Source organism: Halomonas sp. H10-59 (genome assembly GCF_040070555.1).
Taxonomy (GTDB): Bacteria; Pseudomonadota; Gammaproteobacteria; order Pseudomonadales; family Halomonadaceae; genus Halomonas; species Halomonas litopenaei.
The window spans coordinates 4,562,878-4,576,891 of sequence record NZ_CP098828.1 but is presented as its reverse complement, the minus strand read 5'-3'; the positions used below and the strand labels follow the sequence as shown (position 1 = coordinate 4,576,891).

Here is a 14,014-nt window from a genome sequence, read left to right as displayed (position 1 = left end):
GCTTCTCGTCGCTTCCCGTCGCTTCCAATCGCTTCCGGCAGCGTCAGCTTGCCAGGGGCGCCAGGGTGTCGAGCAGCGACTGCAGGAAATCCAGACCCTGGTGGAAGTGGCGCTGCAGAAAGCGACCGAGGTCGGTCATCAGGACCATCAGCAGTGCCAGGCCGACGCTGAGAGAAGTGGGGAAGCCGATATTGAATACGGTCAGCTGGGGCGCGGCGCGATTGAGGATGCCGAGTGCCAGGTTGATGGTCAGCAGCGGGGCGACCAGCGGCAGCGCCAGCAGCAGGCCGGTGGCAAAGATGGTGCCGCCGTAGCGGGCCAGCAGGATGAAGGCTTCAGGGTTGAAGCGTTGGATGCCGATGGGCAGGGTCTCGAAGCTGGTGATCAACAGTTCCAGCACGATCAGGTGGCCATTCACCGCCAGGAACATCAGTAGCGTGATCATGTACAGAAAGCGCGAGATCACGACCATGTTGGTACCGCTGGAAGGATCGAAGAAGGTGGCGAAGGCCAGGCCCATCTGCAGTCCGATAAATTCACCGGTGGCCTGTACCACCACCAGGATGACCCGCACGCACAGGCCCATGGCCACGCCTATGATCAGCTGTTCGACCACCAGGCCGAAGCCCGCCCAGGAGGCCACCGGGACATCGGGCAGCGGTGGCAGCATCGGCGAGATGACCACACTGATGGCACCGGCCAGCCCGATCTTGGCCTGGGTAGGCACCGCGCTGTGGCCCCACAGGGGGGCGCTCAGCATCAGCGCGGTGATGCGCATGAACGGCCACAGGAACAGGCTGAGCCAGGCATGCAGCTGGGTGAAGGTGATCTCGACCATCAGGACGCGGGCGCCTCGGGGATAGGGCCGGTGGCTTCAGCGCAGGTGGCCCGGCTCAGGACACCAGCGCCGGGATACTGGTAAACAGCTCCCGGGTGAAGGTGATGATCAGCTGCAGCAGCCAGGGACCGGCCAGCACCAGCACGGCAAACACGGCCAGGATCTTGGGAATGAACGACAGCGTCATCTCGTTGATCTGGGTAGCGGCCTGGAACAGGCTGACCAGCAGGCCGGTGAACAGCGCGGTAAGCAGCAGCGGCGCACCCAGCAGCAGGGTCACGCGCATGCCCTGGTAGGCCAAACTCATGACGGTTTCGGGATGCATGACGAGTCTCCTTGCTGGCGCCGCCTTGTCTGGGCCCGTAGGCCTGTGCCGGGGCCCTGTCGTCGGGGGCCTATAAATAGAAGCTTTCCGCCATCGAGCCGATGATCAGCTGCCAGCCGTCCACCAGCACGAACAGCATCAGCTTGAACGGCATCGAAATGGTCACCGGCGGGACCATCATCATGCCCAGTGACATCAGCACGCTGGCGACCACCAGGTCGATGATCAGAAAGGGGATGAAGATGGTGAAGCCGATCTGGAAGGCGGTCTTCAGTTCGCTGGTGACGAAGGCCGGTACCAGCACCTGCAACGGCACGTCCTCGGGACCGGCCAGGGGGCCGACCTCGGACAGGCGGGCAAACATGGCGAGGTCCGGCTCTCGGGTCTGGCCCAGCATGAACTCGCGAAAGGGCTGCTGGGCGAGCTCGATGAACTGGCCAAAATCGATGGCGTCGGTGGACAGTGGCAGCCAGGCGTCCTGGTAAACGTCGCTGAGCACCGGCGACATGATGAAGGCGGTCAGAAACAGCGCCAGGCCCAGCAGCACCTGGTTGGGTGGCGTCGAGGCGGTGCCCATGGCGGTACGCAGCAGGCTCAGCACGATGATGATGCGGGTAAAGCTGGTCATCATCAGCAGCGCCGTGGGCAGAAAGGCCATGGCGCTGAGCAGCAGCAGGGTCTGCAGCGACAGCGACCATTTCTGCCCGCCGTCGGCCATGGGTTCACTGATCAGGCCCGGGATCTGCTGGGCCTGGGCCGGGCCGGCAGCCAGCAGACAGACAACCAGGGCCAGTCCGAGGCTGGCCACCAGTGGCGTCCAGGGACGGGAGTAGAGGCTGCGTTGAAGAAGTATCAACTGTCGCATCACCGCTCTCGCCGACCAAGGTTGGCCTTGAGAGCCTGGCCCAGGCGCTCGCCAAAGCTGTCACCCTGCGGCGCGTCCGGCTGGGCGGGCGTCGCCTCGTCGGTCGGAGCGGGCAGGCTGTCCAGCCGATTGACCTGACCGCCGCCGACGCCGAGCACCAGCCAGCGATCCTGGACCTGGACCACCACCACGCGCTCGCGCTGACCGACGGCGGTGGAGCCGACCACCTTGAGTCGGGACTGCTGGCCGTGAAAGCCGCCGCCCCGCCGCTTCAGCCAGGCGGAAAGCCCCAGCAGGATGGCGATGATCAGTGCCAGGGCGGCGGCGGTCTTGCCCAGCATGGCCAGCCCCAGCAGGCTGTCGCCTCCCTGGGCCAGTCCGTCGACGGCGGCGCTGGAGGTGGTCTCGTTCATCGGTTGAGCTTCTGCACCCGCTCTGAGGGGGTGATGATCTCGGTGATACGGATGCCGTAGCGGTCTTCGACCACCACGACTTCGCCCTGGGCGATCAGGTAGCCGTTGATCAGGATGTCCATCGGCTCACCGGCCAGCCCCTCCAGTTCCACCACCGAGCCTTGGGCCAGTTCCAGCAACTGCTTGATGGTCAGGCGGGTGCGACCAAGCTCCACGGTCAGCTTGACCGGGATATCCATGATCATGTCGAGCTCGCGGGCAGCGCTGGAGGAGGTGCTTTCACCGAGCGGGCGGAACACGCTGTCTCCTGCGGCGCGCGCTGCGGCAGGGGTATCGCTTGAGGCCTGCTCGCCCGGGTTCTCCTCGGCGGCCTGCTGTTCGGCCATGGCATCGGCCCAGGGGTCGTCCTCGCGAGCGCCATCGCTGGTGGCATCGTCCTGTTGTTCGGACATGGCGGCGGCCCAGTCGTCGTCGCCGACAGGGGAGTCGGGTTTATTGGGGTCAGTCATGGTGCGATTCCTTGGAAGGAGGCCGAGAGCCTTTGACGAAGGCGTTGCTGGGCTGGTGACCGGCGGCGTGGTCGAACATCCGCAGGACTCGGAGGGCGCGCTGGTCGCGCTGGCTGCCGTATTCGCATTCCATCACCGGCACCTCGTCGACCTGGGCGGTGACGGTATCGGGCAGTTCGAGCGGCAGGATGTCACCGACCTTCAGCGCCATCACCTCGGCGATGCGCGAGTCGATGGTGGCGAAGTTGGCCACCAGCTCTACCTCTGGATGACGCAGCTCGCCGGCCATGCGCCGGTGGAAGGCGCCGTCCTTGTCGCGACTGTTCTCGCTCAACGGGTTGGTCAGCAGGTCCTTGAGCGGTTCGATCATGCTGTAGGGCATGCAGATCTGGAAGCTGGACGAGAGGTTGCCGACCTCCAGATGAAAGCTGGTGCTGACCACGATCTCGTTGGGCGAGTTGGTGATGTTGGCGAACTTGGACTGCATCTCCGAGCGCAGGTAGCTGATGTCCAGCGGGTAGACGGACTTCCAGGCCTCGCTGTAGCCATCGATGGCCATGTTCAGCACGCGCTGGATGATGCGCTGTTCGGTATTGGTGAACTCGCGCCCTTCGGACTTGGTGACGAAGCGGCCGTCACCGCCGAACAGGTTGTCCACCACCATGAACACCAGGCTCGGGGGAAACACGATCAGGGCCGAGCCCTTGAGCGGTTTCATGGCGATGATGTTGATGTTGGTGGGCACCGGCACGTTGCGCGAGAACTCGCTGTAGCTGAGGTAGCGCACGGCGTCGACGCTGATGTCGGCGCTGCGCCGCAGCAGGTTGAACATGCCGGTGCGGAAGTGACGGGCGAAGCGCTCGTTGATGATGTCCAGGGCCTGCAGACGCTCGCGGATGATGCGCTGCTGATTGGCCGGATCGAAGGGGCGCAAGCGCCCTCGAGCTGCGTTGTCTTCGCCCTCGGCATCGTCGTCGCCGCTGACGCCCTTGAGCAGTGCGTCGATTTCTTCCTGGGACAGGAGATCGTCTTGAGACATGGGGGCGACCTATTGGACGATGAACTCGGTGAACAGCACATCATCGATATGGATGCGCGGACGCTCGGGGCCGAGCACGTCTTCCAGGGTGGCGACGATATCCTCGGCCAGGGCCTTCTTGCCCGATGCGCTGACCAGTGTCTCGGCCTCGCGGTCCGACAGCAGCAACAACAGCTGGTTACGCACCTGGGGACGGTGCTGTTCCAGCGTCTCGAGGCTAGCGTCATCGCTGAGCTTGAGGGTCAGGCCGGCGTACAACAGGCGCGGTCCGGCGTTGTCTTCGGCCAGGTTGACGGTGAAGGGCTCCAGCTTCAGGTAGATGGGCGCCGTATCTTCGACCGCGCCGGTGCTGGCCTGGGCCATGTGCTCGCCGAAGGTGTCTGCTGATTCTGCGTGCGCCTTTTCCTGGTACAGCAGGTAGAACCCGGCCGCGGCACCGAAGGATGCGAGGATGACCAGGATCACCAGACACCAGATGAGCCGTCGAGATTTCGCCATGTCCTGAAGTCCTGAGCCTGTGGCCCCTCGAGGGGCGGTAATGTACTAGCGTGCGGGCGTGCCACATCTTTAGTATGCCGTCAGGCATCGGCGATCGATGGCGAGAACAGGCACCGAGTTCGTGCCTATCTTGGGTATTTGTGAGGGAGAGCCCCGCCGCTCACGCTGTGTAGCGGCAGGGGGTGCCTGGAAGGGCGTGGGTCAGGCGCAGGCCAGGCGCGTACCCAGCCCTATGCGTCAGGCGTAGATGTCCACGCGGCCATCGTCTGAGTCGTGGCGCTGGTCAGGGGCAGAGCTTGCCGTGGTGGCCGGCTCCATCGACTCGCCCTTGCCCTGGCCGGAGGCTGCCAGCGATGTCTGGCCGCGAGAGTCCGAGGGTTGCTGGCCGCCAAACTGTGCGCCCTGGTCGCTCACCGAGGCGTCACCGAGCTGGATGCCCTGTTCGGCCAGGGCTTCGCGAAGCTGGGGAATGGCCTGCTCAAGGGCCTGGCGCACCTGGGCGTGGGCCGAGAAGAACTGGGCCTGGGCACCGTGCTCGCCCAGCTTGAGGGTCACCCCCAGCGAGCCGAGTTCGGCAGGGTGCAGGCGTAACTCGACCTGCTGTTCGCCCGCACCGCCCTGACTGGTCAGTCTTGCCAGGGTCTGGCCGAGCTGCTGCGGCCAGGCGGCCTGGTTGAATGACAGTGAGGCATTGGTACCCGGGGGCATGGCGGCGGCCAGGGAGGAGCCAAAGGGCGACGCGCCCCGTGCCTGTGAGGCGGTGGGCGAGAGCACGGCATCCAGCGAAGCGTCGGCCTCGCCCCGGGCAGCGCCAGCAAGGATCTCGCCGGGACGCAGTTCCGCAGCGCCTGACCCTGTGCCCTGGGCCATCCAGCCGGCCGTGTCTGGAGCCAGGGCGCCGGGTGCGAGGCCCGCCGGGGCAACGGGTGCCTGTCCTTGTAAATTACCCTGCGCATTGCTGCCGGCGGCCATGGCTGCCTGCTGCGCCGCCGAGGGAGCGCGATCCACCGGATGCTCGGCCCTGGGGAGTCGATGCAGCGCCGGGAGCGCGTCCTGTGCCAGGCGTGACTGGGCGGGCGCATTTTCCGTGGCGGCGGTGGCGTCGAGGGCGGCGCTCTGCAGTGCTGGGGCCTGATTCTGGACCTGGACCTGGACCTGGGCCTGGGCCCGAACCTGGGGCGAAAGCTGAGACTGCGCCGACGGCCCTGATAGCGGAGACGTCGAGAGCGCCGGTGTGGCCTGGGCTGCGACGTCCAGCGGCAGTGCCTGCTGACTTGCGGCGCCGCCTTGTGTCAGCAGTGCATGCGCCCCGCCGGGGAGCTGCCCGGCAAGCGCTGCGCCTGTAGCGTCCCGCGGTGCGCCGTTCAAGCCTGGTGCGCCGAGTGCTGATGACGCCAGCTGGTCTGCGCCAGCAGCGGGCTGCCCGTGGGGGCCCGGGGCCGATGAGGCAACGGCCAGCAGTGCCAGAGTCCAGTCCTGGGGCTCGCTATGGTCCTGATCACTGAACGCCTTGTCGCTGGTCTGGCCATTGGCGGGACGCCCGGTATTGTCGAGGGGGGCCGCCTGGCCGCCGAGTGCGGCCAGGCGCTGGGCGAAGTCGCCACCGACCGGTGCGGCGGCGCCCTTGCTGCCACTGGCCTGGGAAGAAACGGGGCCTGCCAGGCCCAACAGGGTGAGGTCCATGGTGAGTTCCTTTAAGGTCAGTAGCCGCCGGGCATGGCGCTGCCGCGCTGCAGTCGGCTGTTGATCAGGTCGTCGCTGGAGCGCTGTTCCTGGCGGGCCTGCAGGCGCAGGCCTTCCTGGGCACGGCGTTCGGCCAGGGTGTCGTAGGCGCTGAGGCGCTGCTGTTCGTGTTGCCACTCGCGCTGGCTGTCGCTGACCTTCTGGCGCTGTTGCTGGAGCGCTCGTCGTGCGGTGGCCAGGGCATCGTCAAGCGACAGCAGGAAGCGCTGAGTATTGTGCAGGGTGGCCGGATCGATGCCACTGCGCATGTTCTGGTGCAGACGCTCGGCGTATTCCTGTCGGTAGTGTTCCAGCGACGACAGCTGATCGGCGACCTGACGCTCGTCTCGGCGGGCGCTGGCAAGGTGCTGCATCGCCTGGTCGCGGGCGTCCCGGGCCAGCTCTGTCAAGGTGTCCAGAGGGGTTCTCATGGGGTTCCTCCCAGGGTGGACGAGAGCGCCTGACGCGAGGCCTCGAGGGTGGCGCATTCGTCGATTCGCTGTTGCAGAAAGGCTTCCAGATCCGGATAGCGGCGCACGGCTTCGTCCAGGCGAGGGTCGTGGCCGGGCTGGTAGGCGCCCACGCTGATCAGGTCACGGTTGCGCTGGTAGCGCGAGAACATGGCCTTGAATCCCTGGGCCTGGCGGCGCTGGCCGTCGTCGACGATGGCGTTCATGGCCCGGCTGATCGAGGCTTCGATGTCGATGGCGGGGTAGTGGCCGGATTCCGCCAGGCTGCGCGACAGCACCACGTGGCCATCGAGGATGGCGCGGGCGGAGTCAGCGATGGGGTCCTGCTGGTCGTCGCCTTCGGTCAGCACGGTATAGAAGGCGGTAATCGATCCCCCACCGGGCTCGGCGTTGCCGGCGCGCTCCACCAGCCCCGGCAGTTTGGCGAACACCGAGGGCGGATAGCCCTTGGTCGCCGGAGGTTCGCCGATGGCCAGGGCGATCTCGCGCTGGGCCATGGCGTAGCGGGTCAGCGAGTCCATGATCAGCAGCACGTTCTTGCCGTCGTCGCGAAAGCCTTCGGCCAGGCGGGTGGCATAGGCGGCGCCCTTGAGTCGTTGCAGTGGCGAGGTGTCGGCGGGGGCCGCCACTACCACGGCACGTCGCCGGCCCTCGGGCCCGAGGATGTTGTCGATGAAGTCCTGGACCTCGCGGCCACGTTCGCCGATCAGTCCGACCACGATGACGTCGGCTCGGGTGTAGCGCGCCATCATGCCGAGCAGCACCGACTTGCCGACGCCGGAGCCGGCGAACAGGCCCATGCGCTGGCCGCGGCCGACGCTGAGCAGGGCGTTGATGGCGCGGATGCCGACGTCGATCTGTTCCTCGATGGGAGCACGAGACAGGGGGTTGAGCGGCGGTGTGGCCAATGGCGCCCGGGGGGCGTCATCCAGCTCATCGAGACCGTCCAGCGGAGCCCCGGTGCCGTCAACGACCCTGCCCAGCAGGCTCTCGCCCAGCGGAAAGCGCCGCGAGGCATTGACGCTACCGTCGCCCAGGGGCAGCACCCGGGCGCCGGGCATCAGTCCACTGATCTCGCCAAGCGGCATCAGAAACAGGCGATCGCCGGCGAAGCCGACGACCTCGGCCTCGGCGTAGTCGTGCGCTGAGCCGGCAGCGGTATGATCTGCCGTGCCGGGGAGCTCGATGCGACAGCTGTCACCCAGCGCCACCTGCAGGCCGACGGCTTCGATGACCATGCCGGTGGCGCGCACGACGCGGCCTGTGGCCCTGGTCATGGGCAGGGGCTCGACGCGATGGGCGACGGCCTTGAGGGCGTGCTGCCAGCGCTGCTGGTGGATCTGGGGGCCGTTCATGGCGCATCGTCCTCGTGGGCGACGCCATGATCCTCTGGTTCGGGGGTGTGGCGCGGGGCCCTTCTGCGCACCTGGCGATTCACCGCCTGCCAGCGACGCTCCCAGGTGGCGTCGATATCGCCCTGTTCGCCGCTGACCCGGCAGCCTCCACGGTGCAGACGCTCGTCGGCGCGCAGGGTCCAGCCGGCGGCCTCGAGCTGCTCGCCCAGGTGGCGCTCCACCAGGCGCAGATCGAGCGGGTGCAGCCACAGGCGCTGGCGTCCCACCAGTGGCGGATCGGTGTGCAAAAGCCGTTGGACCAGCTCCACCACCTGGCGTGGCCGGGCCTTGAGGGCGTCATCCGCCAGCTGCCGGCCGGTGGCCAGGGCCAGATCGGTCAGATCCTCGGCCACCGCATCGTCCAGCTCGGACAGTGCCGTGCGGAACTCGTCGACGAGTCGGCCAAGTGGTGCCAGGGCCTCTTCACAGCGTCTGTTCAGGGCGTCGGCGATCTCCTGCTCGGCGCGGGCGCGGCCCTCGGCCAGGCCCTGCTCGAGGCCCTGGGCCAGTCCTTTCTGGTAGCCCTCGTCGTAGCCCTTCTGGTGGCCCTGGGCATGGCCCTCGCGGTGGCCCGTCTCGCGGGCCCGGCGGCGCTCGTCGTCGAGTTCCTGGCGAGTGGGCGGGCGCGGGGTCGCTGCGGCCTCGGTAGTGCCGTCGTCGCCTTCCTCGGGCAGCTCGCCCATGTTCCAGCGGCGCCATTGGCTCATGCCGAGACCCTCCTCGCCGGCGTGCCAGGTTCACTGAATCGAGGTGTCCTAGACATAGGCTTCGTCGCCTCCGCTGAGCACGATTTCGCCGTTGTCGGCCAGGCGACGCACCACCTGCAGGATGGCCTTCTGCTCGGTCTCCACCTGGGAGATACGAATGGGCCCTCTGGCGTCCATGTCTTCCTGCAGCAGGTCGGCGGCGCGCTGGGACATGTTGACCAGGAACTTGGCCTTGAGCGTTTCCGGGGCTCCCTTGAGCGCGATGACCAGGCTGTTGGTCTCGATCTCCTTGAGCAACAGCTGGATGCTGCGGTCGTCCAGGTCGCCGATGTTCTCGAACAGGAACATCTCGTCGATGATCTTCTGAGCCAGGTCCTCGCTGTGGGCGCGCACGGTGTCGATGGCGGCCTCTTCCTGGGTGGTGTTCATCAGGTTGAGGATCTCCGCCGCGGTACGTACACCACCCATCTTGCTGCGTTTGAGGTTCTGGCCGTCGAGCATGCTGGTGAGCACTTCGGTGAGTTCCTGCAGTGCCGCCGGCTGGACGCCGCTGAAGGTGGCGATGCGCAGCACCACATCGTTGCGCTGCTTGTCGTCGAACAGCTCGAGCACGTCGGCCGCCTGGTGGCGCTCGAGGTGCACAAGCACGGTGGCGATGATCTGTGGATGCTCGTCACGGATCAGCTCCGCCACCATGGACGGCTCCATCAGGTTGAGGGCGTCGATGCCGCTGCTGGTGCCGGCGGTTTCGAGGACGTCCTCGATCAGGCTGGAGGCCCGTTCGGTGCCGAGCGCCTTGGTCAGCACCGAGCGGATGTGCTCGCTGGAGTTCATGTTGAGACCGATGAACTCCTCGGTCTCGGTGTGGAAGTCGTGCAGCACGCGACGCATCTCTTCGTGGGAGATCTGCCCGAGCTGGGTCATCTCCCTTGATAGCTGCTGGATTTCCTTGGCATTGAGAAACTTGAACACTTCCGCCGCGCTGTCCTCGTCCAGGGCCAGCAGCAGTACGGCGCTGCGGCGGATGCCGCTCGAGGCTTCGATGTTAGTCATTGGCGTTCATCCAGCTGCGTACGATCATGGCGACCATGCGGGGATCTTCCTGGGCCAGCTCGCGCAGGTCGTTGAGGTTCTGTTCGTAGGCGCTGGCCTTGCGCCGGCGGCGGTTGTCGCGGCCGTAGGTGGCGTCCTCACCGTCGGTCGTCTCGCTGTCACCCTCGGACGCCTCTTCGTCGTCGCTCTCGTCGTCGCCGACCCGTGCCGAGAAGGCGCTGGGCATGGGGGCCGGGGCCACCGGAGCCTCGGTATAACGACGGATCAGCGGACGCAGCACGAGCAGGTAGAGCAGAGCGACGGCCAGGATGATCAGCAGATAGCGACCGAGTTCCTTGGCCAGTTGATGGACCATCGGGTCCTGCCACCAGGTGGGGGCTGCGACCTCGGGTGCCTGGGCGAAAGCACTGTTGACCACCGACAGGGCGTCGCCGCGGCTTTCCGAGAAGCCCATGGCCTGACGCACCAGTGCCTCGATCTCGGCGAGTTGTTCCGCTGACAGGGGGGTGAGAGTGGCTTCGCCTTGCTCATCGACGCCGTCCTGGTAGTTCACCACCACCGCGGCGGACAGGCGTTCGATGCCTCCCTTCTGGTACTGCACATGTGATACCTGTCGATCCAGCTCGTAGTTGGTGACGTCATCGCGCCGCAGGCGTTGCGGTGACGCCTCTTCCTGTTCGGCGGTATCGGCGGCGGCCTCGTCGTTGTCCTGCTGCGCGGCATCACCGTTGTCGATGGGTGACGCGGCGGTACCTGGCGCGGTGTTGCTCAGGGCGCCGGGAATGCCGCTGGCCAGGTCACCCTGGCCATTGATGTCCAGGCTGGTCTGGCGACTGCGGACCGCCGCCTGTGCGGGCGGCTGGTTCGGGGTGTAGCGCTCCTGGGTCTCTTCACGCTGGGAGAAGTCGATCTGGGCGGTGACCTGGGCACGCACGTTGGCATGGCCTACCAGCGGCGCCAGGATGTCCTCGATGCGCCGCTGGTAGGAACGCTCGATCTCGGCGACGTAGTCCAGCTGCGAGCCATCCAGCCCCAGGCCGCCAGCGTCGGCAGATGACAGCAGGCGCCCGTTCTGGTCGATCACGGTGACGTCTTCACCGGCCAGGTCGGGCACGCTGGAAGAGACCAGGTGGACCATGGCGGCCACCTGACCCTCGCCGACACGTCGGCCAGGCTCGAGTGTCAGCACCACCGAAGCCTTGGCCGGCTGACGCTCGCGTACGAACACCGAGTCCTTGGCCAGGGCCAGATGGACACGGGCGTTGGCCACCGGGCCCAACGAGGCGATGGATCTGGCCAGCTCGCCTTCCAGGCCGCGCTGGTAGTTGATCTGCTCGGCGAACTGACTGATACCGAAGGCCTGATCCTGCATCAGTTCGAGGCCGACGTTGCCGCCGTGGGGCAGGCCCTGTTCGGCAAGCTGCAGGCGCAGGGTGTGCAGCTGGTCGTCCGGCACCATCAAGGCGTGGCCGCCGGCGGAAAAGCGATAAGGCACCCCGCGGCTATCGAGTTCGGTGATGATGGCGCCGCCGTCGGCTTCGCTGAGATTGCTGAACAGGACTCGGTACTGCGGGCGCGAGGCCCACATCACCAGGGCAATGATCAGAGCAATCGCGGCGGCGCCCCCGATCATCAAGGGAATCAGGGGTTTGCCGCGTAAGCGGGATGTCAGCCCGGACAGGGGGCCGGAGCTTGAGGCGGAGGCCGCTGAGCTCATGGACGACTCCCGTCGGGGGACGGCAAATGGGGGCTGTTCATTGGCATGACCGGTGGTCCGTGGGTCGGGTGGCCGCGGGCGGTGCCCGGTTCTGTGTTGATGCCCATTATCCCGGGGCCGTGGCCAGCCAATGATCGAAATAGCCCATGTTTTGACGGCCATTTGCTTCGATGACGGTGCGCTCGCTCTTGTTAGGCTTGCTGTCGTGGAGGCGATGCGCCTCCGTCACCGGCCAACGAGACACAGGACCCGTCATGTCGACTCCCGCGATGCAATCGGCCCTTGCCCAGATGACCACCATGGCCCGCGAGGCCAGCCAGGTGTCGTCCCCGACACTGGGGGGCAACACCGAGGCGGCCCAGGCCGACGCCGGCTTCGCCGACGCCTTGAAGTCGTCGATCCAGCGCATCAACGAGCTCAAGGCCACCGCCGATTCGCAGGCCAAGGCCTTCCAGGCCGGGGTGCCGGGGGTCGAGCTCAACGACGTCATGGTCGACATGCAGAAGGCCAGCGTGGCCTTTCAGATGGGCCAGCAGGTGCGCAATCGCCTGGTATCGGCCTACAGGGATGTGATGAACATGCAGGTGTAGGTGCCGCGCTCGGCTACCCCCTCGGCGATCCCCCCATCGTCTGCCGACATCTTTATGTAATGTTTTGCTGATATTCCTTCGGCACCCGCTCGCCCGAGAAGCGGGGCAACCAGGGATATTCGCTCCATGACGTCTTTTCGAACGCTCTCCATACGTGCCAGCGGGCTGCTGGCGTTGTCTCTCTTTCTGATATTGATGGTCGGACTGGGTGGACTGGGCCTCTATGCCAACCAGCAGGGACGAGAGGCTTTCGATGTAATGCGCGACGAGCACGTCGGTCAGTTCCGTCTGCTCAATCTTGCCCAGACCAGGGTCTTTCGTTCACGCGTCGAGATGGATCGGGCGGCCAGGCTGACGCGGGTGCCGTCCTTCGATCGACCGGGTCCGGTGATCGCTTCTGCCGAGACGTTGCTAAGCGAGGCCAGGGAGGCCTTCGAGGCCTTCATGGCAATCGATGTCGGCGAGGCTCAGGCAGACACCAAGGCGACGCTCGAGCGCCACTTCCGCTCGCTGGTATCCACCGGCCTGGAACTGCAGCTGATGTTGCTCAAGGAGGGAGACCTTGGCGCCTATGATTCGGGCCAGGCTCGACTGACCAGCATGAGCCAGGCCTTTGTCGATAGCGTGGAGGCCTTTTCCACCCTGGCGCTGGAGCAGGAAGAGGGACTGGCTGCCGGCTTCAGGCACCTGGCAGACAGCATGAACCTCGCCCTGGCGGCGGCGCTCACCCTGGCTCTGGTGCTGGCCATGGCAATGGCTCTGACGGTTCGACGCTACCTGCTGGTCCCGTTGAAGCAGCTGCTGGAACACTTCGAGTCGATGGCCCAGGGCCGACTCGAGCGTCGCCTGCCCGATATGGGCAGCAGCGAAGTGGGCCAGCTGTATCGGGGCGCGGAGTCACTGCGACGGGCGTTGGTGAAGAACATTCGCGGGATTCGCGAGACCAGCGATGACCTGCGTCACAATGCCGAACGCATGCTCGATGATGGTCGCGAACTGGCCACCCGTACCCAGCGCCAGGCATCGGCCCTGGAGCAGACGGTCGCCAGCCTCGAGCAATTGACGGCGACGGTGGCCCAGACGGTGCAGCATCTGGGGGACGCCAACCGCCTGGCGGGCGATGTGGGCAAGCGTGCCAGCAAGGGCAGTGAGGGCGTTGCCGCGGTGGCGGCGGCCATGGACGAGATCCAGCGCCATGCCGACCAGGTGCAGGCGATGGTCAAGCTGATCGACGATATTGCCTTTCAGACCAACCTGCTGGCCCTCAATGCCTCGGTGGAGGCTGCCCGTGCCGGCGAGCACGGCAGAGGCTTCGCGGTGGTAGCGGCGGAGGTGCGCGGCCTGGCGGCGCGCAGCGCCGAAGCGGCCGGCGAGATTCGCAGCCTGACCGGTGCTTCCAGCAAGAGCGTGGCCGATGGCGCGAGGCAGTCCCGCGCCGCCGATCTGTCGATCCAGGGGATAGCGGCGGCAGTCGGGCAGTTGGGGGGCCGAACCGCAGAACTGGAACAGGCCGCCGGAGAGCAGCATCAGGGCCTCGATCAGATTCATCGGGCGATGGCCGAGATCGATGCTGTCACCCAGCGCAACGCCCAGATGGTCGAGCGCTCACGGGAGGAAGCCGAACGTCTGACCGGCACCGCCCTGGCGCTGGGGCAGTCCAGCGCGCACATGCAGCTGTCCGACGAAGACGACGACACCTGCATCGGCGAGATGATGCTAAAAACGCGGCGCTCGTGGTGGCGGGGGCTGCAGGCCTGGCGCGAGCGCCGGCAGGCCAGACGATTCGCGCAGGGTGTCAGTGCCTGACGGGCGCGGCCCGTTTCCCTATCGTCGATGAGTCGCTCGGGAGCCATTCGGGAGCCGTCCGGGAGCCG

Annotated in this window: 15 protein-coding genes; 2 read left to right on the top strand and 13 right to left on the bottom strand. The window is 66.4% G+C overall.

The features are described 5' to 3' along the window. Positions 1-43: 43 nt before the first annotated feature. From fliR to fliF, 13 genes are all read right to left on the bottom strand, one after another. Entirely contained in the window at positions 44-838 is a 795-nt protein-coding gene (fliR, locus tag NFG57_RS19945; RefSeq protein WP_108132067.1) for a flagellar biosynthetic protein FliR, read from the bottom strand. 55 nt (positions 839-893) lie between these two features. Beyond that, positions 894-1,163: a flagellar biosynthesis protein FliQ gene (fliQ, locus tag NFG57_RS19940; RefSeq protein ID WP_045992443.1), complete on the bottom strand. Its 270-nt coding sequence runs from the start codon at positions 1,161-1,163 to the stop codon at positions 894-896. Between the two features lie 70 nt (positions 1,164-1,233). Continuing rightward, positions 1,234-2,028: a flagellar type III secretion system pore protein FliP gene (fliP, locus tag NFG57_RS19935; protein ID WP_045992442.1), complete on the bottom strand. Its 795-nt coding sequence runs from the start codon at positions 2,026-2,028 to the stop codon at positions 1,234-1,236. Next, a complete protein-coding gene (fliO, locus tag NFG57_RS19930) occupies positions 2,028-2,441 on the bottom strand; it encodes a flagellar biosynthetic protein FliO (protein WP_045992441.1) in 414 nt (137 codons plus the stop codon). The genes fliP and fliO overlap by 1 nt, the downstream gene beginning before the upstream one ends. Beyond that, positions 2,438-2,950, bottom strand: a complete 513-nt coding sequence (gene fliN / locus NFG57_RS19925; protein ID WP_348815032.1) for a flagellar motor switch protein FliN — start codon at positions 2,948-2,950, stop codon at positions 2,438-2,440. The genes fliO and fliN overlap by 4 nt, the downstream gene beginning before the upstream one ends. Continuing rightward, positions 2,943-3,989: a flagellar motor switch protein FliM gene (fliM, locus tag NFG57_RS19920; RefSeq protein WP_045992439.1), complete on the bottom strand. Its 1,047-nt coding sequence runs from the start codon at positions 3,987-3,989 to the stop codon at positions 2,943-2,945. Before fliM ends, fliN begins: the two co-directional genes overlap by 8 nt. Before the next feature lie 9 nt (positions 3,990-3,998). Continuing rightward, on the bottom strand, positions 3,999-4,487 hold the full coding sequence (gene fliL, locus NFG57_RS19915) for a flagellar basal body-associated protein FliL (protein WP_045992438.1): 489 nt from the start codon (positions 4,485-4,487) through the stop codon (positions 3,999-4,001). Between the two features lie 237 nt (positions 4,488-4,724). Further along, the gene (locus tag NFG57_RS19910) at positions 4,725-6,170 is read right to left on the bottom strand and encodes a flagellar hook-length control protein FliK (RefSeq protein ID WP_348815031.1); all 1,446 of its coding nucleotides are present in this window, start codon (positions 6,168-6,170) and stop codon (positions 4,725-4,727) included. Between the two features lie 17 nt (positions 6,171-6,187). After that, positions 6,188-6,640, bottom strand: a complete 453-nt coding sequence (gene fliJ / locus NFG57_RS19905; RefSeq protein WP_108132071.1) for a flagellar export protein FliJ — start codon at positions 6,638-6,640, stop codon at positions 6,188-6,190. Next, entirely contained in the window at positions 6,637-8,034 is a 1,398-nt protein-coding gene (gene fliI, locus NFG57_RS19900; protein ID WP_348815030.1) for a flagellar protein export ATPase FliI, read from the bottom strand. Before fliI ends, fliJ begins: the two co-directional genes overlap by 4 nt. Then, on the bottom strand, positions 8,031-8,780 hold the full coding sequence (gene fliH / locus NFG57_RS19895; protein ID WP_045992435.1) for a flagellar assembly protein FliH: 750 nt from the start codon (positions 8,778-8,780) through the stop codon (positions 8,031-8,033). The genes fliI and fliH overlap by 4 nt, the downstream gene beginning before the upstream one ends. 48 nt (positions 8,781-8,828) lie before the next feature. Further along, complete coding sequence (gene fliG / locus NFG57_RS19890) at positions 8,829-9,833, bottom strand: flagellar motor switch protein FliG (protein WP_045992434.1); 1,005 nt, start codon at positions 9,831-9,833, stop codon at positions 8,829-8,831. Further along, complete coding sequence (gene fliF, locus NFG57_RS19885; protein ID WP_045992433.1) at positions 9,826-11,550, bottom strand: flagellar basal-body MS-ring/collar protein FliF; 1,725 nt, start codon at positions 11,548-11,550, stop codon at positions 9,826-9,828. The genes fliG and fliF overlap by 8 nt, the downstream gene beginning before the upstream one ends. Positions 11,551-11,804: 254 nt before the next feature. Here fliF and fliE point away from each other — a divergent pair, with 254 nt between their 5' ends. Then, the gene (fliE, locus tag NFG57_RS19880) at positions 11,805-12,140 is read left to right on the top strand and encodes a flagellar hook-basal body complex protein FliE (RefSeq protein WP_045992432.1); all 336 of its coding nucleotides are present in this window, start codon (positions 11,805-11,807) and stop codon (positions 12,138-12,140) included. A gap of 126 nt (positions 12,141-12,266) precedes the next feature. Beyond that, on the top strand, positions 12,267-13,946 hold the full coding sequence (locus NFG57_RS19875; protein ID WP_348815029.1) for a methyl-accepting chemotaxis protein: 1,680 nt from the start codon (positions 12,267-12,269) through the stop codon (positions 13,944-13,946). The last annotated feature ends 68 nt before the right edge of the window (positions 13,947-14,014 follow it).